At 71.1% G+C, this 19,755-nt stretch carries 19 protein-coding genes and 2 tRNA genes; 12 read left to right on the top strand and 9 right to left on the bottom strand.

The genetic code is table 11. From position 1 onward, the window contains the following. Nucleotides 1-14: 14 nt before the first annotated feature. From ACSDG8_RS18005 to ACSDG8_RS18020, 4 genes are all read left to right on the top strand, one after another. Complete coding sequence (locus ACSDG8_RS18005) at nt 15-698, top strand: response regulator transcription factor (protein ID WP_104115619.1); 684 nt, start codon at nt 15-17, stop codon at nt 696-698. After that, on the top strand, nt 691-2,121 hold the full coding sequence (locus tag ACSDG8_RS18010; RefSeq protein ID WP_210895406.1) for a sensor histidine kinase: 1,431 nt from the start codon (nt 691-693) through the stop codon (nt 2,119-2,121). The genes ACSDG8_RS18005 and ACSDG8_RS18010 overlap by 8 nt, the downstream gene beginning before the upstream one ends. Before the next feature lie 58 nt (nt 2,122-2,179). Continuing rightward, the gene (locus tag ACSDG8_RS18015; RefSeq protein ID WP_210895407.1) at nt 2,180-2,767 is read left to right on the top strand and encodes a hypothetical protein; all 588 of its coding nucleotides are present in this window, start codon (nt 2,180-2,182) and stop codon (nt 2,765-2,767) included. 78 nt (nt 2,768-2,845) lie between these two features. Beyond that, on the top strand, nt 2,846-3,556 hold the full coding sequence (locus tag ACSDG8_RS18020) for a glycosyltransferase family 2 protein (RefSeq protein WP_030499373.1): 711 nt from the start codon (nt 2,846-2,848) through the stop codon (nt 3,554-3,556). 69 nt (nt 3,557-3,625) lie between these two features. Here ACSDG8_RS18020 and ACSDG8_RS18025 read toward each other — a convergent pair whose 3' ends face one another. Continuing rightward, a complete protein-coding gene (locus ACSDG8_RS18025; RefSeq protein ID WP_210895482.1) occupies nt 3,626-4,501 on the bottom strand; it encodes a transketolase family protein in 876 nt (291 codons plus the stop codon). A 14-nt stretch (nt 4,502-4,515) separates the two neighbouring features. After that, complete coding sequence (locus ACSDG8_RS18030) at nt 4,516-5,199, bottom strand: transketolase (protein WP_210895408.1); 684 nt, start codon at nt 5,197-5,199, stop codon at nt 4,516-4,518. A 46-nt stretch (nt 5,200-5,245) separates the two neighbouring features. Between ACSDG8_RS18030 and soxR the strand changes: the two genes are divergently transcribed. Then, nucleotides 5,246-5,698 carry a redox-sensitive transcriptional activator SoxR gene (soxR, locus tag ACSDG8_RS18035; protein WP_030499370.1) on the top strand — a complete coding sequence of 151 codons (453 nt, stop codon included), beginning with the start codon at nt 5,246-5,248 and terminating at the stop codon, nt 5,696-5,698. A gap of 3 nt (nt 5,699-5,701) precedes the next feature. Here soxR and ACSDG8_RS18040 read toward each other — a convergent pair whose 3' ends face one another. Beyond that, nucleotides 5,702-6,676 (bottom strand): NAD(P)H-quinone oxidoreductase, encoded by a 975-nt coding sequence (locus ACSDG8_RS18040; protein WP_439427066.1) that lies wholly within the window; start codon nt 6,674-6,676, stop codon nt 5,702-5,704. A gap of 9 nt (nt 6,677-6,685) precedes the next feature. Next, nucleotides 6,686-7,225, bottom strand: coding sequence for an AAA family ATPase (locus ACSDG8_RS18045; protein WP_439427067.1), 540 nt, complete (start codon nt 7,223-7,225; stop codon nt 6,686-6,688). 96 nt (nt 7,226-7,321) lie between these two features. On the opposite strand from ACSDG8_RS18045, the gene ACSDG8_RS18050 reads away from it, so the two are divergent. Then, nucleotides 7,322-7,408 (top strand) — tRNA-Ser (locus ACSDG8_RS18050). Nucleotides 7,409-7,648: 240 nt separating this feature from the next. On the opposite strand, the gene ACSDG8_RS18055 is transcribed toward ACSDG8_RS18050, so the two are convergent. Together ACSDG8_RS18055 and ACSDG8_RS18060 are read right to left on the bottom strand one after the other, a co-directional pair. Beyond that, a complete protein-coding gene (locus tag ACSDG8_RS18055) occupies nt 7,649-8,740 on the bottom strand; it encodes an AlbA family DNA-binding domain-containing protein (RefSeq protein WP_439427068.1) in 1,092 nt (363 codons plus the stop codon). Between the two features lie 85 nt (nt 8,741-8,825). Beyond that, nucleotides 8,826-9,359, bottom strand: coding sequence for a hypothetical protein (locus ACSDG8_RS18060; RefSeq protein WP_439427069.1), 534 nt, complete (start codon nt 9,357-9,359; stop codon nt 8,826-8,828). A 668-nt stretch (nt 9,360-10,027) separates the two neighbouring features. Here ACSDG8_RS18060 and ACSDG8_RS18065 point away from each other — a divergent pair. The 4 genes from ACSDG8_RS18065 to ACSDG8_RS18080 all read left to right on the top strand — a co-directional run bounded on the left by ACSDG8_RS18065 (nt 10,028) and on the right by ACSDG8_RS18080 (nt 13,131). Further along, on the top strand, nt 10,028-11,539 hold the full coding sequence (locus ACSDG8_RS18065) for a pentapeptide repeat-containing protein (RefSeq protein WP_439427070.1): 1,512 nt from the start codon (nt 10,028-10,030) through the stop codon (nt 11,537-11,539). Between the two features lie 159 nt (nt 11,540-11,698). Then, nucleotides 11,699-11,808, top strand: a tRNA-Ser gene (locus ACSDG8_RS18070). Between the two features lie 59 nt (nt 11,809-11,867). After that, nucleotides 11,868-12,557, top strand: a complete 690-nt coding sequence (locus ACSDG8_RS18075) for a DNA alkylation repair protein (RefSeq protein ID WP_439427071.1) — start codon at nt 11,868-11,870, stop codon at nt 12,555-12,557. 40 nt (nt 12,558-12,597) lie between these two features. Then, nucleotides 12,598-13,131, top strand: coding sequence for a YbhB/YbcL family Raf kinase inhibitor-like protein (locus ACSDG8_RS18080; protein ID WP_210895412.1), 534 nt, complete (start codon nt 12,598-12,600; stop codon nt 13,129-13,131). 53 nt (nt 13,132-13,184) lie between these two features. On the opposite strand, the gene ACSDG8_RS18085 is transcribed toward ACSDG8_RS18080, so the two are convergent. Further along, on the bottom strand, nt 13,185-13,889 hold the full coding sequence (locus ACSDG8_RS18085; protein ID WP_439427072.1) for a class I SAM-dependent methyltransferase: 705 nt from the start codon (nt 13,887-13,889) through the stop codon (nt 13,185-13,187). 206 nt (nt 13,890-14,095) lie between these two features. On the opposite strand from ACSDG8_RS18085, the gene ACSDG8_RS18090 reads away from it, so the two are divergent. Further along, complete coding sequence (locus ACSDG8_RS18090) at nt 14,096-15,874, top strand: hypothetical protein (RefSeq protein WP_439427073.1); 1,779 nt, start codon at nt 14,096-14,098, stop codon at nt 15,872-15,874. Nucleotides 15,875-15,878: 4 nt separating this feature from the next. Here ACSDG8_RS18090 and ACSDG8_RS18095 read toward each other — a convergent pair whose 3' ends face one another. Continuing rightward, nucleotides 15,879-16,661, bottom strand: a complete 783-nt coding sequence (locus ACSDG8_RS18095; RefSeq protein ID WP_439428058.1) for a hypothetical protein — start codon at nt 16,659-16,661, stop codon at nt 15,879-15,881. Between the two features lie 320 nt (nt 16,662-16,981). Here ACSDG8_RS18095 and ACSDG8_RS18100 point away from each other — a divergent pair, with 320 nt between their 5' ends. Then, complete coding sequence (locus tag ACSDG8_RS18100) at nt 16,982-18,514, top strand: peptide deformylase (RefSeq protein WP_439427074.1); 1,533 nt, start codon at nt 16,982-16,984, stop codon at nt 18,512-18,514. A 66-nt stretch (nt 18,515-18,580) separates the two neighbouring features. Here ACSDG8_RS18100 and ACSDG8_RS18105 read toward each other — a convergent pair whose 3' ends face one another. Beyond that, nucleotides 18,581-19,702, bottom strand: a complete 1,122-nt coding sequence (locus tag ACSDG8_RS18105) for a globin domain-containing protein (RefSeq protein WP_210895416.1) — start codon at nt 19,700-19,702, stop codon at nt 18,581-18,583. Nucleotides 19,703-19,755: the final 53 nt, after the last annotated feature.

Raw genomic sequence — 19,755 nt, forward strand, 5'->3', positions numbered from 1 at the left:
GTCATCATGGGCCGGTGACCACCGCCGCCCCGCCCGGGCTCGTCCTCGTGGTGGAGGACGAGCCGGCCATCGCCGACCTGGTGCGGCTCTACCTGACCCGGGACGGGTTCGGCGTACACCTGGAACGTGACGGCGAGGCTGGGCTGGCCGCCGCGCGGCGCCTGCGCCCGGTGGCCTGCGTGCTCGACATCGCGCTGCCCGGCCTGGCCGGCACCGAGATCTGCCGCCGGCTGCGCGCGGCCGGCGACTGGACGCCGGTCATCTTCCTCACCGCCCGCGACGACGAGGTGGACCGCGTCGTCGGGCTGGAGCTGGGCGCCGACGACTACGTCACGAAGCCGTTCAGTCCCCGCGAACTGCTCGCCCGGCTGCGGGCGGTGCTGCGCCGCACCTCCGGCGTGCCCGCCGAACAGCCCCGCACGCTCGGCGCCGTCACACTCGACCCGGCCCGCCGCACGGTGACCGCCGCCGGTACGCCGGTTCAGCTCACCTCCACCGAGTTCGACCTGCTCGCCCACCTCATGGCCCGCCCGGGCCGGGTGTTCACCCGGGAGGAGCTGCTGGCCGGCGTGTGGGGGTACGCGGCGCACGCCGGCACCCGGACCGTCGACGTGCACGTGGCGCAGGTCCGGGCCAAACTCGGCCCGGACAGCGTGATCCGCACCCATCGGGGCGTCGGGTACGCCGCCGATGCCTGAGCACCCCACCGTCCCCGTGCCGCACCCCGGCCCGGCCCGCCCCCGGCTGCGACCCGGTCGGACGCTGACCGCCCGCGCCGTGCTGGCCACCTGCGCGGTGGCGCTGGTGTCGGTGCTCGTCACCGCGCTGGTGGCGGTGCCCCTGGCGGTACGCGGCGCGGAGCGCCGGGACCAGGAGGCGCTGGCCGCCCAGGCCCGGCTCGCCGCCGACGTCCTCCGGGTGCGGGCGGTACGCCAGCGCGACGGCGCCGGGGACCGGCTCATCCGCCAACTGAGTCAGCAGCAGATCGAGGTGTACCTGATCCGGGGCGGGCAGGCCGACCGGCCGGGCCTGCCCAGGCCGCTCGTGACCCGGGTGGCCGGCGGCGACAACGTCTCCGGCCGGCGGCTGGTCGACGGGAAACGCCGGCTAGTCGAGGCGCGGGCGCTGCCCGGCGGGGACGGGGTGGTGCTGACCCGTGCCCGCAGCGCCGCGCCGTGGCGGCAGGTGCTGCGCGGACTCTGGCTGCCCCTGCTCGCCGGACTCGCCGCCGGGGCGGCCGCCGGACTGCTGCTCGCCCGCCGGCTGGCCCGGCCGATCCGTACCGCCGCCACCGCCGCCGCGCGGCTGCGCGCCGGGGACCGGGCGGTCCGGGTGCCGGTCGAGCCGCCCGACGAGGTGGCCGACCTGGCGCACGCGCTCAACGGCTTGGCCGCCGCGCTGGCCACGAGCGAGGGACGGCAGCGTGAGTTCCTGCTCTCCGTCTCGCACGAGTTGCGTACCCCGCTGACCGCGATCCGCGGCTACGCCGAGGCGCTGTCCGACGGCGTGATCGAGGCCGACGCGGTGCCGGCCACCGGCCGGACCGTGCTCGCCGAGGCCGAACACCTGGACCGGCTGGTCCGCGACCTGCTGGCACTGGCCCGGTTGGAGGCGGTCGACTTCCCGCTGGAACCGGTGCCGGTCGACCTGACCCGGCTCGCCGCCGACGCGGAGCGCGCCTGGTCCGGCCGCTACGCGGCGCTCGGGGTGCCGTTCCGGCTGGAGACGCCGGACGCGCCGGTGCCGGCGTACACCGATCCGGGCCGGATCCGGCAGGTCGTGGACGGGCTGCTGGAGAACGCGCTGCGGGTCGTACCTCCGGGGGCGCCTGTGGTGCTCGCGGTCCGGGCCGCCGGCCCGGCGGGCGGCGGGACGCTGGAGGTCCGGGACGGCGGACCCGGCCTCACCGACGACGACCTGAACGTGGCGTTCGAGCGGGGCGCGTTGCACGAGCGGTACCGGGGGGTGCGCAAGGTGGGCAGCGGGCTGGGCCTGGCGCTGGCCGCCGGGCTGGTCCGCCGGCTCGGCGGGGACATCAGCGCGGGGCACGCCCCGGAGGGCGGGGCCGCCTTCACCGTCGTGGTGCCGGCGGATCCTTACCGGGCTCGAACATCGGCTTGACCGTCCCCTCGTGTCGGTACGGAACGCTCGGGTCGTCACCGCGAGGGAAGGACCACACATGGCACGTCAGCGAATCGTCACCGGCGCCACCGCGCTGCTCGCCGCCGCGGCGCTCGGACTCGCCGGGTGCGGCGCCGCCCGGCCCGGCGCGGAACCCGACCAGGCGGTCGAGGTGAGCGCGGCCCTTGGCGCGGAGGGTCAGGCGCTCGCCGCGCTCGGCGTCGACACCGACGACCTGGACGTGGACCCCGTCGCCGCGCCGGCGCCCGCCGGCACGCCGCAGGCCGGGCCGGACGGCAAGGGCGAACGGGCGAAGGACGGGAACAGGCGCCACCGGGCCCGGGTGCTGCTGCGGCGCAACACGCTGCACGGCGAGGCAGTGGTGCGGACCAGGGACGGCGGCACGAAGACCGTGGTGGTCCAGCGCGGCGAGGTGACGGCGATCGACGACAGGTCGATGACCGTGAAGTCCACCGACGGTTTCACAGTGACCTGGACGTTCGGGGAGAAACTGCGGGTGGTCGAACGCCGGACCGCGATCCGATCGAACGACATCAAGATCGGTACGACGGTCGCGGTGGCCGGGGCGAAGGACGGCGACAAGAGGGTGGCCCGGCTGGTGGTGGTTCCGATTCGCCAGGAATAGGTGCCTGGGCTGTCGTGACGGAAGCAATGTGCCAGGCTACGCTATGGCCCGACCCGACATCGCCTCAGTGGAGAATCCGTGAAGCTCTCGATCCTCATGCCGGTCTACAACGAGGAAGAACGTATCGCGGATGCCCTGAAGCAGGCATTGGCGGTCGACTACCCGTGCGAGATCGAGCTTGTCGTCGTGGACGACGGCAGCCGGGACGGCACCGGCGAGATTCTGGGCCGGGTCGACGACGCGCGCCTCCGGGTGATCACCCATCAGCGCAACGCGGGCAAGGGCGCGGCCATCAAGACCGCCGTCGACAGCGCCGAGGGCGAGTACATGGTCATCCTCGACGCCGACCTCGAGTACGACCCGCAGGACATCCCGCGCCTGCTGGAGCCGGTGCTCGACGGTCGGGCGACAGTCGTCTACGGCAATCGGACCTTCGGCAGCCACAGCTCGTACAGCTTCTGGTACGTGATGGGCAACAAGGGCGTCACGCTCGCCGCGAACGTGCTCTACAACTCCTACATCGGCGACCTGGAGACCTGCTTCAAGCTGATGCCGCTGGAGCTGTACCGCTCGCTGCAGGTGCGCTCCCGGGGCTTCGGCATGGAGGCCGAGGTCACCGGCAAGCTGCTCCGCCAGCGCATCCGCCCCTACGAGGTGCCGATCAGCTACCGCGCGCGGGGTCGCGAGGAGGGCAAGAAGATCACCTGGAAGGACGGCGTCGAGGCGATCTGGATTCTGGCCCGCGAGCGCGCCCGCCGCCGCCCGGCCTCTCCCGCCGCCGCGCACTGAGCCCGAACCGACGCAACCCCGCGAGCCCGGCACGAGCCGAGGCCGCGGGGTTCGTCGTGTCCGGGACGCTCAGCTGAGGAACATGTCCACCGAGCGGCGCAGCCCGGCGGCGTCCAGGCCGTGCCAGCGCTCGTGGTCCTCGGCGCTGCCGTAGCGGCGCAGATCCTCGCGGCCCACCCCGAGCGCGAGCAGCCGGTGCGGCCGGTCGGCCAGCGCCTCGGACACCACCCGCGTCGAGGTGCCCGCCAGGTACGGCTCGACCAGGATCACCTCGGTCCCGGCCAGGGTCCGCAGCCCGGCCGTGTCGAACGGGCGCGGCCGGTGGGTGTAGGCGACGGTGACCGCCCGGTCCGCGGTCGCGGCCAGCGCCGCGTCCAGCACCGGCCCGACCGCCACCAGCAGCGGCGCCCCCGGCCCGGCGTCGCGCACCACCCGCAGGTCACCCGCTTCCGGGTACGCCTGCGCGTTGGTCCGGATGGACAGCCGCAGGTACGCCGAGTCCTGCCCGCACACGACGTCGCGCAGCAGCGGCCGGACCTCGTCCGGGTGCCCCGGCACGTGCACTGTCCAGCCGTGGAGCGTGTCGATCAGCGCCACGTCGGCCGGGCCGAGGTGGGTGCGCCCCGCCGCCGCCCGGTCGTACGAGCCGCCGATGCCGACGAGCACCGCGCCGACGCCCTGGTGGTCGAGGTCCAGCTTGATCTGCTCGTACGCCCGCTCGACCAGGAACGGGGCGTAGCTGTGCACGATCGGCCGCTGCCCGGTCAGCGCCAGCCCACCGGCCACCCCGATCATCAACTGTTCCCGGATACCGACGTTGACGACCCGGTCCGGGTACCGGGCGGCGGCCGGCTCGAACGCGGCGGCGGAGATGTCGGCGAGCACGACTGTCGTCCGCGGATCGGCGAGCACCTCTTCGGTGCTGGTCACGAACGCGTCCCGCATGGTGCTGGTCATTGTCATTCCCCGTCCGTGACGACCGCGACGACGACGTGCGGCCGGTGATCGTCGTGCCCGGTGAGGGCGGCGTGCAGGGCGTCGTGGTCGCGCCCGTCGACTGTGGCGGCGCTCCACCCGTTCACCGCGAACCGGCTCGCCGCGCCGCCCGGCCAGCCGTACGTGGCCGAGCGGTTGTCCAGCACGATCGCGGTCAGGTTGCCCAGTCCGGTCGCGCCCGCGTACGCGATCGCCTCGTGGTTGGAGCCCTCGTCGAGTTCGGCGTCGCCGAGCAGCACGTACACCCGGGGGCCGGTGCGGCCCTGGGCCCGCAGCCCGAGCGCGGTGCCCACGCCCAGGCCGAGGCCGTGGCCAAGCGAACCGGAACCGATCTCCACTCCCGGCACGAGCGTGCGGTCCGGGTGGTCGCCGAGGCGGCTGGCCGGGCCGCCCTGGTCGTCCAGCCACTCGGGCGGTACGAAGCCGCGCGCGGCGAGCAGCGCGTAGTAGCCGGCGACCGCGTGCCCCTTGGAGAGCAGGAAGCGGTCCCGGTCGGGGTCGTCCACGGTGGCCGGGGTGATCCGGAGCACCCGGTCGTAGAGCACCTGGAGCACGTCCAGCGTCGAGTACACGTTGGCGCCGAACTCGCGGCCGGCGCGCACCCGGTCCAGCAGCGCGCCCAGCTCGGTGGCGGTGGTCGTCGTCATACCGATAGCCTCGGACTTGAACCGAACTTCAACTCAAGGCCGTGTGATGCACGAAGCAACACTGACCATCGGGCAGCTCGCCGACCGCAGCGGCGTGGCCCCCTCGGCGCTGCGCTACTACGAGCGGCTCGGCCTGATTCACGCCGCCCGCACCGGCGGCAACCAGCGCCGCTACGCCCGCACCGAGCTGCGCCGGGTCGCGTTCATCCGGATCTCCCAGCAGGTCGGTGTGTCGCTGGAGGAGATCCGGGCCGCGCTTGACTCGCTGCCGTCGGGGCGTACCCCCACGCCCGACGACTGGGCCGCGCTGTCCCGCGCCTGGCGGGACCGGCTGGACGAGCGCATCCGGCTGCTCGGCAAGCTCCGCGACGACCTGGACGGCTGCATCGGCTGCGGCTGCCTGTCGTTGCAGCGCTGCACGCTCTACAACCCCGGCGACTCGCTCGCCGACGAGGGCCCCGGCCCGCGCCTCATGCTCCCGCGCCCCGGCCAGGGCTGACCCTCACCGGACCAGCAGCACCTTGCCCAGGTGGTCGTTTGTCTCCACCAGGCGGTGCGCGGCGGCGGCGTCGGCCATGTCCACCCGGGCGTGTACCACCGGCCGGACCCGGCCCGCCTCCACCAGGGGCCACACCTGCTCGCGTACGCCCCGGACGATCGCCGCCTTCTGCTCGACCGGACGGGACCGCAACGCCGTGGCGTGCACCGCCGCCCGCTTCGCCAGCAGCATCCCCAGGTCCAGTTCGCCCTTGCGGCCGCCCTGCATGCCGATCACCACGAGCCGCCCGCCGGTGGCCAGCGCCGCCACGTTCCGGGGCAGGTAGGACGCGCCCATGATGTCCAGGATCACGTCCGCGCCCCGGCCGTCGGTGACCCGGCGTACCTCGTCCACGAAGTCCTGCTCGCGGTAGTCGATCGTGTGCGCGGCGCCCAGCTCCCGCAGCCGGTCGTGCTTCGCCGAACGGGCGGTCACCACCACCGTCGCGCCGAGCGCCACGCCGAGCTGGATCGCGAACGTGCCGATCCCGCTGCCACCGCCGTGCACCAGCAGCGTGTCGCCCTCGGCCAGCCGGGCCAGGTCCACCACGTTCGACCAGACAGTGCAGGCCACCTCCGGCAGCGCCGCCGCGTCGACCAGGTCCACCCCGGCCGGCACCGGCAGCAACTGCCCGGCCGGCACCGCGACCTGCTCGGCGTAGCCGCCGCCGGCGAGCAGCGCGCAGACCTCCTGACCCACCGACCAGCCGGTCACGCCGGGACCGAGCGCGCGCACCGTCCCCGAACACTCCAGACCGGGGTACGCGGACGCGCCCGGCGGCGGCGGGTAGTGCCCCTGCCGCTGCAACAGGTCGGCCCGGTTCACCGCGCTGGCACGCACCTCCACGATCACCTCACCGGGGCCGGGCTCGGGGTCGGGCACGTGAGCCCAGACGAGCGCCTCGGGTCCGCCGGGTTCCGTGATCGTGATCGCGCGCATGACTCAGTCTTACCCGATCTGCCCGTCGGTCCACGCGCGGGCGAGGATCTCCGCCACCGTCTCCTCCGGCGTCTGATCGGAGGTGTCCAGCCAGAGCCCGATCCGCGGCGTGTCGGCCCGGAAGCCGGAGTCCAGGTCCGCGACCGGCCAGTCGCCGTACCCGTTCTTCGGCCGGTCGCGCTCGCGGGCGGCGACCACCTCGGCGCGAGGCGCGAGCACCACCACGGCGAGCGGCCGGTGCCGGATCCGGCCGATCATGGCCGGCAGGTCCGGGCCGAGCACCACGTCCTGGAGTACGACTGTGAAGCCCGCCGCGGCGTACCGGTCGGCGGTCGAGGCGGCCAGGTCGTAGCGGAGCCGGAGCTGCCGCAGTGCCTCGTCGGTCGGCTCGGCGGTCATGTCGGCCCGCCCGTTCACGATCACGCGGCGGAACACGTCACCGCGCAGGTGCACCGACCGGGGCAGCCGCCGGGCCAGCCCTTCGGCCACTGTGGACTTGCCGGCGGCCATGATTCCGCTGATCAGCACCACTGCTGGGCTCTCCCACACGCACACATTCTCGCAGCGGAGGTGGGACGCCGGCTTGCCCGGTGGAGGGTTCGTGGCAGACTGGTCCCCGGTCGCGCACCCCTCGGGGGCGTGCCGGGAGGGTTCGCCTAGTGGCCGATGGCGCTGGTCTTGAAAACCGGTAAGGCAGCGATGTCTTCGTGGGTTCGAATCCCACACCCTCCGCTCACGTGGACAGCAAAAATGTCGCCTGACCAGCGGAAACGCCGGTCAGGTGGCGTATCAACGGGTAGCGAGTGGGTCTCGCTTCGTCCCGCCGAGAGTCGCTGCGTCTCACTCGTCGCGGCAAATCGGCGGCAAAGTTGTGGCGGTCCAGTCAGGCACCTGCGCCGAGGGGCCGAGGGGCTGAGGTAGCGATCTGTCGACCCCGGCAGGGCAGGGAACGGCGCAGAGGGCTGTGAAGGCTCATCCATCCGTCTTCCTTAGGGCGAGGCGCGCTGCGACGAGCTGGGAGTGCACCGCCTCAGCCGACATGTTCCATTTTTCGCTTCCCACCCGCTGTGGAATCGTAAATGCCGCCCCGCTAACTCTGTCTGCGCTGACTAGCCCACCTCGAACCAAGAACGGCTTGAATTGCTGCGGCTGAGGTGGTACGAGTGCCGCGAGGAAATGTCGCCCCTTGTGGGCCACGACTCGTATATTCAAGCCTTCGATAGCTGGCACTACTCGGTTCTTGACCACCTCGGCGTAGGAATCGACATTCAGCGAGCCGGGAGCGCAGCCGTTTGCGGCGGAAATGGTGTCCTGTCCTCCGGGGTCCTTGCTTGTCGCTAAGCCAATAACGATCAGTCCTCCGTCGTCGCAGTTGGCAAATGCTGCTAGGTCGAGGGCCAACTCATGTTTTTGTCGGTCGTTTTGAAGCCCGTAACCTTTCTGCTTCACCTCAAGCCACTGTGACTCGGGTTGGCCAAGCAACGCGTCTGGCATACCTGCAGTTACGAGCGCAAAGGCTCCATCGGGAGAGCCGGGGGTCACAGATCCGTAGGCGATTAAGCTGTCGAATATGAAACTCAGAGCGACGATCTGCCCGATGGTGCGGTCTCGCGGGAAGCGGGCCTTGAGATCTATATACGGTCCATCGAAGCCGTTCACATTCCAGTTAATTTCTAGTAGCTCTCCCTCGTTTGCTTGAAGTAGCGGCCCGATTGCTGCAACAGCCCCCGACTCGTCTTCCCGGGCTGGGTGGCCGTAATCGGAGTCAAGAACTAGCCCCCACTCTTCCCAGTAGGAGAAAGTGTCAGAACGGTATAAGAAAGGACGCCACGCGTTCCGGCGATCGTAGTCCGCTTTAACGGTTAGGCTGATGGGGCCTTCTAGGGTATACGAGAGCGTCTCGTTAATCTCACGAAAGGTCTCGGCGAGGTCGCGCCATACGATATGGCGAGCGTCTTCGAGATTGCAGTTGAACTTGTGATTCATCCCGCTTCTCGGCTTTATCCTGCCTTTCGGTGTAAGTAGAACATTCTCGGCTCTGTCCCAGGTCACTGTTCTGGTCACTGCCCTACGGTGCCGGGCTGCGGCGCGGGGTGCAAGAACGCAACGAAAGCTAGGGCGACCCGCTCTCGCAGGCCGCCCTAGACAGTCAGGCGTTCTCGGCGGAATCAGGAGCGCCAAGCGCGGCCTCGATGCGCTTGCGTGCCGCCTCGTCTTGGCCGTCGATGCATGACGCGTAGACCTTCAACAGGACGTGCACGCTATGGCCAGCCCACTCGGCGACCTGGGTGGCCGGCACGCCGGCATTCAGCCAGAGCGACACGGCAGCGTGCCGTAGGTGGTACGGCACACGTGCCACGATCACCACGGCGTCGTCTCGGCCGGTGATGGTGCGTCGCATCCGCGCGTTGACCGCGTCGGCGTATGCCTTGCTGGCTGCCTGCCGGGTGATGCCTGACGCCCTGCCTGCGTCGGCGTAGGACCATCCGTCGATGAGCACGAGGTCGACCGCGATCCACTTGCGCGCTTCCCGGCACGCCGCCTCTAAAGCGGCGAGCGCGGTGAGCGCCTCCGAGGGCGTCTGCGCATTAGCCAGCGCGGCCATGTGTTCGCCGACGTGGCCGGTTGCCGCGTCGAGCAGGGGCGCCGGGTGACAACTGCGGTTGTCGGCGGGCCGGTTCATGCGGCTACCTGCCGGGGGCGGTGGGCGCCGGCGGCGAGGCCGGATCGGACGGTGCGGTATGCCTCGGCGGTGCGCAGTCCGGCCGTCACGCCGGCCTAGGCCGCCGGGCTCGTTCCGGCTAACAACGCTCACCCCTGCGACCTCACAGTCACCGGTCAGGGCAACCGCTGGCTAGTCGAGGTGAAGACGGTAGGCGCGAACGCGGAGCACGCAGTCCGAGACGCGATTGGGCAACTCTTCTCCTACCGGCACTTCTGCTACCGGGAGAACGGACGCACCGACCCGTCCCTGGTGGCGCTGTTCTTCGAGCCCGTGGGCCCAGCGTTGGTAGACCTCATCGTGTCCTTGGGTATCGAAGCCGTCTGGCGGCAGGGCGCCGAGTGGTACGGCCGTACTCCTGTCGGCGCCCGCAGCCTTCTGACTGCCGCTACAACCTCGGCTGCTCCCACCGCCTAGTACGCGGGTTCGCCTCGGGCTGTGTCAGCTCGGCCGTCGGCTGACAATCGTGGTTGTCGCTGTAGCGGTCTCGGGGGCGCGGTCGACGTGCTGGAGCTGAACCTAGTTGTCTGGATCCGCTAGGAAGGGTGGCTGTGGAGCGCGAAGTTCGACCTCTGCAACTGGCGAGGACCAGCGTTGGGGTGCCACCAGTCTCACCGGCGGATAGTCCCGTGCCGGCGCTCCGGCTCTGGAGCATCCGCCGGTCGATGGGGCTGGTCATCGCGGCTGCGGTGCTGGTGGTCGGAGCCCTGGTTGCTGGAGCGTTCTGGTACGCCGGTTGGCCGAGCGTCCACCGCGACAGCACCGTCACGGCGGCCACGCTGTTCGACCTTCTGAAGCTGGTCTTCTCTGTGGTGGCGGGTGTCGGGGGCGTCGCGGCTCTAGTGGTGGCGTACCGACGGCAGCGGGTCGTCGAGCACGCAAACGAGCTGGCCGAGTTTGCCCACGGGTTGGCGCACGCCGCTGACCTCCGCGCGGAGGCGGCCGAGGGCCGAGCCAAGATCGAAACCGACCGCAACGGCACCCGACTGTTCAACGAGCGATTCGCCAAGGCGTCCGAACAGCTCGGCTCGGACAAAGCGGCAGTGCGGTTGGCCGGGGTCTACGCCATGGCCGGGCTCGCAGACGACTGGCGAGATGGTCGGCAGACCTGCATCGACGTCCTCTGCGCCTATCTCCGCATGCCCTACACCCCACCCCCAGAGGCTTCAGAAGAAGCACCGACGCAGGCCGACAACCAAGCGCCGATGGCGACCGCGGAGACGGCTCGGATCGCCCACGAGGAGCGGGAGGTACGGCATACGGTCATTCGACTCATTGGCAGGCACTTACGTCTTCCCGAGGAGGACGCGACGTCGTGGCGCGGCTTCGACTTCGACTTCACCGGCGCAGTTCTCGACGGTGGTGACCTCTCGACCGCGACGTTCAGCGGCGGGCGGGTGTTCTTCGACGGGGCGACGTTCAGCGGCGGGCGGGTGTCCTTCGACGGGGCGACGTTCAGCGGCGGGCGGGTGTCCTTCAACGGGGCGACGTTCAGCGGCGGGGAGGTGCCCTTCCGCAGGGCGACGTTCAGCGGCGGGTTGGTGTCCTTCGACGGGGCGGCGTTCAGCGGCGCGCGGGTGTCCTTCGACAGGGCGACGTTCAGCGGCGGAGGGGTGTCCTTCCGCAGGGCGACGTTCAGCGGCGGGTTGGTGTCCTTCGACAGGGCGACGTTCAGCGGCGGAGGGGTGTCCTTCCTCAGGGCGACGTTCAGCAGCGGGTTGGTGTCCTTCGACAGGGCGACGTTCAGCGGCGGGGAGGTGCCCTTGCTAAGGGCGATGTTCAACGGCGGGCGGGTGTCCTTCGATGGGGCGACGTTCAGCAGCGGGTTGGTGTCCTTCGACGGGGCGACGTTCAGCGACGGGCGGGTGTCCTTCGACAGGGCGACGTTCAGCAGCGGGGAGGTGTCCTTCGATGGGGCGACGTTCAGCAGCGGGTTGGTGTCCTTCCTCGGGGCGACGTTCAGCGGCGGGCGGGTGTCCTTCGACGGGGCGACGTTCAGCGGCGGGCGGGTGCCCTTCCTCCGGGCGACGTTCAGCGGCGCGCGGGTGTCCTTCGACAGGGCGCAGTTGGACGTGCCGCCGGCGTTCGACCAATGGCCGGACGGGCGCCTGCCGGAAGGGCTACACCTGCCTACTGAGTGAGGTCGTGTCGTATCTGTGTCCGCCAGCAGGGCGAGACAGCCCATCTGACCAGGTCAGGGCTTTGAGTGTGGCGCTCTGTAAATCCGCGTCGATGCGGGTGCACGGCGGTAAGGGATCCCGTGGCGCGCCGGATCGTGAGCGGCGGTAATTGCCCGGCAAGGAACGCCCGCGGTCGCAAGTTCTGCCAGCTCAAGGGCTTGCGGTGGTCGGTCTTGAAAACCGGTAAGGCAGCGATGTCTTCGTGGGTTCGAATCCCACACCCTCCGCCACCCTACCTCGCCCTCACCTGGCATTAGTCTGCGTGACGCGGCGACGGCGGGAGGCTCTGGTGGCGGAGACGACGACGGTGGCTGAGGTGACGGCCGAGCTGGCCGCGCTCGACGACCCGAAGATCCGCGTGGTGAACGAGCGGCACGGCGACGACCACGGGGTCAACCTGGGCAAGCTGCGGGCGATCGCGAAGCGGCTGAAGACGCAGCAGGACCTCGCGCGCGAGCTGTGGGCGACCGGGGACAGCGCGGCGCGGCTGCTGGCGCTGCTGATCTGCCGGCCGAAGGCGTACGGGCGGGACGAGCTGGACGCGATGCTGCGCGAGGCGCGTACGCCGAAGGTGCACGACTGGCTGGTGAACTACGTGGTGAAGAAGGGCCCGCACGCGGAGCCGCTGCGCCTGGCCTGGTCGGCCGACCCGGATCCGGTGGTGGCGAGCGCCGGGTGGGCACTGACCACCGAGCGGGTGGCGCGGAACCCGGACGGGCTGGACCTGGCCGGCCTGCTCGACGTGATCGAGGCGGAGATGGCCGGCGCGCCGGAGCGCCTCCAGTGGGCGATGAACCACTGCCTGGCGCAGATCGGGATCGAGCACGCCGCGTACCGGGAGCGCGCGATCGGGATCGGCGAGCGGCTCGGGGTGCTCAAGGACTATCCGACGCCACCGGGCTGCACGTCGCCGTACGCGCCGGTCTGGATCAACGAGATGGTGCGCCGACAGCACGGCGGCCCGGACAACGGGGTATGAAGGGGCGCAGGACATTCGCGTACCCGGAAGGACCGTTTCGATGACCCTGGAACGACCGATCGCCCCGGACCCGTACGAGCTGTTGCCGACGGTGCCGTCGTTCGACCTGACGAGCGAGGACGTGCACAACGGCGAGCCGATGGACGCGCGGTACGCCCACGGCAGCACCGGCGGCGAGAACGTCTCCCCGCAGCTGTCCTGGTCGGGTTTCCCGGCCGAGACCAGGAGCTTCGTGGTCACCTGCTTCGACCCGGACGCCCCGACCGGCAGCGGCTTCTGGCACTGGGTGCTGGTGAACGTGCCCGCATCAGTCACCGAGCTGCCGAGCGGTGTGCGCGAGGACGACCTGGACGGCGCGTTCAGCGTCCGCAACGACTACGGCGAGACCGGATACGGCGGCGCCGCGCCGCCCGCCGGTGACCGCCCGCACCGGTACGTGTTCGCGGTGCACGCGGTGGACGTGGACCGCCTCGACATCCCCGCCGGGGCGAGCCCGGCCTTCGTCGGCTTCAACCTGGCGTTCCACACCCTGGCCCGGGCGGTCATCCGCCCCACGTACCAGATCAAGGAGTGAGGTGTAAGGAAGGGCCCCTTGTTAACAGACGTCTGTTAACAAGGGGCCCTTCCTTACACGCGGGCCACCGCGAAGACGGACTGGCCGAACGGCGGCCGGACGCGCTGCTCGGCGGCCTTGGTGACGGGGAGCACGAGCGTGTCGTACACCTTCACCATCGGGCCCTCCTTCGGCATCAGCCGGAAGACCTTGGTGGCCATGAAGTAGCCGATCAGGCCGAGCGCGTTGGCGTAGTGGATCCGCTCCACGGTGAGGCCCGCCTCGGTCATCGCGGCGGCGAGCGTCTTCTTCGTGTAGCGGCGGACGTGGCCGGTGGCGATGTCGGCGGGGCTCATGGCGAACTGGAACGCCGGCACGATGATGACCACCGCGCCGCCCGGACGGACCAGGTCGCGCATGCTGCGCAGCGCGCCCACGTGGTCGTCGATGTGCTCCAGCACGTTGTACGAGACGGCCGCGCTGTAGTCGCCGCGTTCGTGGTGCGGGAGCAGCATCTGCCGGACCTCGACGCCCGGGAGGTCGGACAGTCGCTCCTTGAGCTGGACCAGCCGATCCGGGTCCGCCTCGGTGGCGGTGATCCGGGGTACCTGCTCGGCCCATGCGGAGGCGTAGTCGCCCAGGCCGCTGCCGATCTCGATCGGGTTGTCACCGAGGTAGGGCACCGCCAGCTCGACGAACCACTGCCGGTGGTTGACCGCGGTCGCGAGGCCTTCGAGCACCTCGGACTGGACGCGCTGATCCCCAGTGATTTCTGCCATGCGTCGATTCCTCACGATATGACTGACCCGCGCCTGGACCGTCAGAGTCAACCATCTGGATGGCTGAGGGGGAAATCGGGAGACGGAGGGGGGCCGAATTGTGATGGAGGGGTGCCGGATCGGCGATCGGCGAACTCGGCACATAGTACGTGAGTCTGCGGAACATTGCACCTGCCGGTCATACACTGACTACGCTCTGAAATGTCGTGACTACTCCGGAATCAGCGGCGGACCCGCCGAAAACGGGGCAGGGCAGGCGGATCGATGCGCTCGCCGTGCTCAGCTTCGTGCTGCTCGCGCTCTGGGTCACCGCCCGGTTGTGGGTCGATCCCCGCAATGGCATCCGGGACAATCGGACGGATCAGGCGCAATTTGAATGGATGATGGCGCATGGTGCGCGCGTCGTCACGGATTTCGCCTATCCATTCACCTCGGACCGGATGAATGTGCCGGATGTGGTCAATCTCATGGCCAATACGTCCGTATTATCCGTTTCATTGCCGCTGACCCCGATAACGCTCTGGGCGGGTCCGCGCTGGTCATTCCTGATTTTCCTCACTCTCGGGCTCGCCGCCACCGGCGTGTCCTGGTATCTCCTTCTCTCCCGAGTTGTCGTGCGCTCTCGCGGTCCGGCCTGGCTGGGCGCCGCCTTCTGCGCGTTCGCGCCGGCGATGATCTCGCACGCCAACTCGCACCCCAACATCGTCAGCCAGTTCGTGGTGCCGCTGATCATCTGGCGGACACTGCGCCTGGCCGAGCCCGGCCGGTGGCTGCGCAACGGCGTCCTGCTCGCCCTGGTGATCGTCTGGCAGGCGTTCCTCAACCTGGAGATCCTGCTGATGACCGCCATCGGCCTCGGCGTGGTGGTGCTCGCGCTCGCGCTCGGCCGTCCCGCGCTGCGCTCGGCGGCCCGCCCGTTCGCCGCCGGACTCGCTGTGGCCGCGGTGGTCTCCGGGGCGCTGCTCGCGTACCCGCTCTGGGTTCAGTTCTTCGGCCCCGGCGCGTACAGCGGGCTCTCCACGCTGATCCGGGGCTACTCCACCGACCTCGCCGCGTACGTCGCCTGGTCGCGGGAGTCGGTGGCCGGTGACGCCCGGGGCAGCGAACCGCTGGTCAAGAACGCCACCGAGGAGAACGCGTTCTTCGGCTGGCCGCTGGTGATCCTGGCGGCCGCGCTGGTCTGGTGGATGCGCCGCAACGCGGTCGTGCTCGGGCTCGCAGCGGTCGGCCTCGTGTTCGCGCTCTTCTCGCTCGGCCGGGAGATCCGCTACGACGGGCGGGACACCGGCATCCCCGGCCCCTGGGCCGCGCTGGAGAACCTGCCGGTCCTGCACTCGGTGGTGCCCACCCGCTGGTCGCTCGCGCTGACCCCGATCATCGGCGTGCTGCTCGCGTTCGGCGCGGAGCGGGTCCGCCGGCTCGCCGCGCGGCACCCGGACGCACGTGGGCAGATCCGGTTCGCCACCGTCACCGTGCTCGCGATGGCGCTGCTGCCGATCCTGCCCACCCCGCTGCCCGCCAAGCGCCTCGACCCGACCCCGGCGTTCGTCACCTCCGGCGCCTGGCGCCCCTACGTCGCCGACGGGCGCAGCGTCGTCACGCTTCCGCTGCCCGACACCAACTACGCGGTCCCGCTGCGCTGGTCCGCCGAGACCGGGTTGGACATGCCGCTGGCGCGCGGCTACTTCCTCTATCCGGACACCCGGCCCGGCGGGGACCGGATCGCCCTGTTCACGGCGCCGCCGCGTCCCACCAGCACGTTCTTCGAGACGGTACGGCGCACCGACGCGGTCCCGCCCATCACTCCGCAGGACCGGGTGGCCGCCGTCGACGACCTGCGCTTCTGGCGGGCCGGCGCGGTGATCCTCGACCCCCGGCTGCCGCAGGCCGACGCGCTGCGCCGGGCGATGACGGAGCTGAGCGGGATCACGCCCACCCGTACCGGCGGGGTCTGGTTGTGGGACGTCCGGCCGCTGGCCGACTGAGCGGTCAGCTCTGGCGGACGCAGCAGCCCTGGCACACCTTGGGCCGGGGCAGCGTGAACGCCAGGCAGCAGGTGCGCCGCTGCACTGTCGGCTCGCCGCCCGGACCGGGCACCAGCTCGATCAGGTCGCTCAGGTCGAGCGCGCCGAGCAGCGTGCCGACGGTCGCCACCGACGAGCCGGGCAGCGCGTCCGCCGCGCGCAGGATGCCGTGCGCGATGCCGGAGGCCACCGAGCCGAGCAGCGTACGGGTGCCGATCCGGACCTCGCCCTGGATGGCGGTGATCAGCGGGGCGAAGTGCGCGTCGAGCAGTGAGGCGCGCAGCGCGCTGAGCAGCGCGGCCTCGTCCGGCACCACCCGTACGCCGGGCGCGCCGGCCAGCGCCAGCGGGTCGCCGGGCAGCACCGCCACCGTGGTCGACGCGCGCAGCCCCAGCGTGAGCAGCTGGTGGTGGTCCTCGAAGTGCACGAGGACGTCGGCCGGGTCGAGCAGCGGCACCCGCCGGGCCGACGCCCAGCCGAGCACCGCGGGCAGCGCCGTCCAGTAGCTGTAGGACTTCCACGCGAGTGCGGCGCAGGCGTGCGGGGTGCCGCCCCAGCGGCGGCCGGCGGCGGTCAGGAACTCGGGAAGCAGCGTGCCGTCGATCAGCCGGGCGGCCGGGGACCAGCGGTCCAGCTCGTCGCGGACCAGCAGGCCGGGTGCGAGCCCGGGCAGGTCGTCGGTGCCGAACATGGCGCGCAGGGTCGCGGTCACCGGGGCGAACGGGGTGGCGGCGTCGCGCCCCGGCATCACCGCAGTCACCTGGCCGTCCCCTGTCTGGTCGCCCTGTCGGCCGGCGCGTGCCGTCGACCGAAGCTAAGGCTAGCCTAACCACTCCCGCGGCGGGAGGGGAAGTGACGTCGCGGTATCGCGGGGAGGTCCCGGTCACTCCGGCGCCGGTCGCGTACTACCCGGCCCGGGAGACGAAAAACGCCGCCGGAAACGGCGACGCACGGTGTAAGGATCGACGCGCTCCGTTGAGATGTCAAGGTGTATGTCGAATACGAGGCAGTTTCCGTACACGTTCGGCCACTCAACGTGAAAATGGGCTTCCCGCCACGAGGAAGCTGATGACGACCTCACCGATCGAGCGTGCCGCGGACTCGTTCGCGGCGGAACTTGCCCGGCACCGGACCGGCCGAGGGCTGTCCAAGAAGCAGTTGGCGACGCTGATGGGCTTCGACCCGTCCTACGTCAGCCACGTCGAAGGGCGCCGGCACCGGCCCACCGAGGACTTCGCCCGCCGCGCCGAGGCCGTCCTGGAGGCCAGCGGCGCGATCTGGCAGCGCTTCCGGGAGTACGACGAGCTGCGGCACGGCCGCGCCGGCGGAGCGCACCGCGACCCGCCGGTCCCCGGGCAGTGGCTGCCGCCCGGCACCGGCCTCGTGGTCGAGCGCGAGGTGGCCACGCTCACCCACATCGGCGCCGGCTACCACTGCGCGATCCGGCGGGAGCTCTACAACGCGGGCACCGAACCCGTCAGCCGCTACCTGGTCCGGGTCGCCGTCGACCGCTACCCGAACGACCCGGGCCGCTCCAACCGGCACCACCGGGAACACCCGCTGACCTTCGCCGAGCTGCAACTCACCGCGTACCGGGACGACGGCAGCGGACGCGAGCCGATGCACTGGCGGGCCAAGCACGACCGGGACGCGTTCAAGGAGATCTGGCTGCTCTTCGAGAACGACGAAGGGCGCTTCCCGCTCTACCCGGGCGACCGGGTCACCATCGAGTACGGGTACCGCGTCGGCCAGGACAAGTGGGGCCCCTGGTTCCAGCGGGCCGTACGCCTGCCCACCCGGCACCTGGCGGTGCGGCTCGACCTGCCCGCGGACCTCGACCCCAAGGTGTGGGGCGCGGAGACCTCGCTGTCGGCCGAGGAAGGACCACTGCGTACCCCGATCCAGCGTGCCGCCGACGGCGACCGGATGATCTTCGACTGGGGGACCGACGACCCGCCGCTCAACGCCCGCTACCGGATGCAGTGGCGGTTCCGCAGCCCGCAGCCGGACGCCGAGCCGGACAGCGCACCTACCGGTGGCGCCCGCGTGCGCGCCAGCGACCGGATGCGTGCCGTCGGCATCGTGCAGCGCGGCGACGACCTGCTGCGGCAGCCTGCCCGCCAGTTCGACCTGCCGGCCGAGGAGCGGCACGCCCGGCAGGTCATCGACCGGCTCGCCGCGATGCTGGCCCGGCTGGACGAGCTGCACCCGTTCAGCAAGGGCGTCGGCCTCGCCGCGCCCCAGCTCGGCATCGGCTGGTCCGCCGCGCTGGTCCGGCCCGCCGACCGCGCCGCCGAACCGGTGGTGCTGCTCAACCCGCGCGTCGTGGACACCGCCGCCGAGACCGACGAGCAGTACGAGGGGTGCCTCTCCTTCTTCGACCACAGGGGTCTGGTGCCCCGGCCGCTGCGGATCGACGTGGAACACGCGCTCTGGGACGGCAGCCGGGTGATCACCTCGTTCGAGTACGCGATGGCGCGGCTGGTCGCGCACGAGATCGACCACCTGGACGGGCGGCTCTACGTCGACCGAATGGCGCCCGGCGTGCCACTCGTGCCGGTGGAGGAGTACCGCGAGACCGGCACCCCCTGGCGCTACTGAAACAGGGGGCCGGGTCGCGTGCCCCAGGGGGCAGGGGCACGCGACCCGGCTCGGGGGGAGCAAGGATCAGAGGTTGCCGAACGTGTCGTACCGGATGTGATCAGGCGGGACGTCGTCGGCGGCGAGCGCTCGCAGGGTGGCCCGGACCATCGCGGCCGAGCCGGAGACGTAACAGTCGTGCGTGGTCCACGGCCCGTACCGGGTGACCACCTCGGACACGTCGCCGAGTTCCCCGCCGAAGTCCGGGTCCTCGCTGCACGCCGGCGTCACCGACAACCACGGGTGGGTGGCCACCAGCTCCTCCAGCCCGGGCAGCCCGTACAGCTCGTCGGGGCGGCGGGCGCCGTAGAAGACGTGCACCCAGCGGGTGCGGTTGACCCGGGTCAGCTCCTCCACAAGCGCCTTGATCGGCGCCAGCCCGACGCCGCCGGCCACGCAGAGGACGTCCCGGGTGGACTCCGGGTCCAGCGTCATCGAGCCCATCGGCGCGGCCACCCGCAGCAGGTCACCCGGCTTCGTGCGGCGGACCAGCGCGCCGGACACCCAACCGGCCGCGCCGGGCGGCGTACGCACGTGGAACTCCAGCACGTTCTCCTCGTTCGGCGCGTTCGCCACCGAGTAAGTCCGCCACACCCGTGGGTGGTAGCGAGGCACCTCCACGCTGACGTACTGCCCCGCCTGCCAGGGCAGCGGGTGCTGGAGCGCGCGTACGGTCAGCACCGCCGTGTCCGGGCCGTGGCGCTCGTGCGTCAGCACCTCGGCGTGCCAGTACGGCGGGTTGCCGTCGGCCTCCGCGCCGGCCAGCATCCGCGCGCTGATGCTCGCGTACGCCTCCCGCCACGCCTGGTCGTACTCCAGGTTCCAGCCGTCCCCGGCGGTGCTGCGCAGCGCGTCCAGCAGTGCGACGCCCATCGTCGCGTAGTGCTCGGCCGCCACGTGGTACTTGCGGTGGTCCCGGCCCAGCGCCCGCAGGTACTCGTCGAAGCTCTCCGGGTCGCCCACCGTCTGGGTCGCGGTGACGATCGCCTCCAGGATCCGGTCGCCCTGCCCGTTCATCTGCACCGGGAAGAGCTTGCGCAGCTCCGGGTCGAGGAGGAACAGCCGGGCGTAGAAGTGACCGCTGAGCCGCTCCCGGTCCTCCTCGACCAGGGCCCAGCTCTCCTTCAGCAGCCGCGCGAAGTTCTCCACAGGGGCACGCTCCTTCTCCGTACGGGCGGATCGGCCCCGATAGAATCTCCACG

Source organism: Micromonospora sp. LA-10 (assembly GCF_051853095.1).
In the GTDB taxonomy this organism is placed as follows: Bacteria; Actinomycetota; Actinomycetes; order Mycobacteriales; family Micromonosporaceae; genus Micromonospora; species Micromonospora echinospora_A.

Excerpts from the sequence above, each read along its gene's own strand:
- ACSDG8_RS18015 (WP_210895407.1), top strand. The coding sequence starts at position 2,180 with ATGGCACGTCAGCGAATCGTCACCGGCGCCACCGCGCTGCTCGCCGCC.
- ACSDG8_RS18080 (WP_210895412.1), top strand. The coding sequence starts at position 12,598 with ATGACCCTGGAACGACCGATCGCCCCGGACCCGTACGAGCTGTTGCCG.
- soxR (WP_030499370.1), top strand. The coding sequence starts at position 5,246 with ATGCACGAAGCAACACTGACCATCGGGCAGCTCGCCGACCGCAGCGGC.
- ACSDG8_RS18010 (WP_210895406.1), top strand. The coding sequence starts at position 691 with ATGCCTGAGCACCCCACCGTCCCCGTGCCGCACCCCGGCCCGGCCCGC.
- ACSDG8_RS18040 (WP_439427066.1), bottom strand. The coding sequence starts at position 6,676 with ATGCGCGCGATCACGATCACGGAACCCGGCGGACCCGAGGCGCTCGTC.
- ACSDG8_RS18100 (WP_439427074.1), top strand. The coding sequence starts at position 16,982 with ATGACGACCTCACCGATCGAGCGTGCCGCGGACTCGTTCGCGGCGGAA.
- ACSDG8_RS18030 (WP_210895408.1), bottom strand. The coding sequence starts at position 5,199 with ATGACGACGACCACCGCCACCGAGCTGGGCGCGCTGCTGGACCGGGTG.
- ACSDG8_RS18085 (WP_439427072.1), bottom strand. The coding sequence starts at position 13,889 with ATGGCAGAAATCACTGGGGATCAGCGCGTCCAGTCCGAGGTGCTCGAA.
- ACSDG8_RS18025 (WP_210895482.1), bottom strand. The coding sequence starts at position 4,501 with ATGCGGGACGCGTTCGTGACCAGCACCGAAGAGGTGCTCGCCGATCCG.
- ACSDG8_RS18095 (WP_439428058.1), bottom strand. The coding sequence starts at position 16,661 with ATGCCGGGGCGCGACGCCGCCACCCCGTTCGCCCCGGTGACCGCGACC.
- ACSDG8_RS18060 (WP_439427069.1), bottom strand. The coding sequence starts at position 9,359 with ATGAACCGGCCCGCCGACAACCGCAGTTGTCACCCGGCGCCCCTGCTC.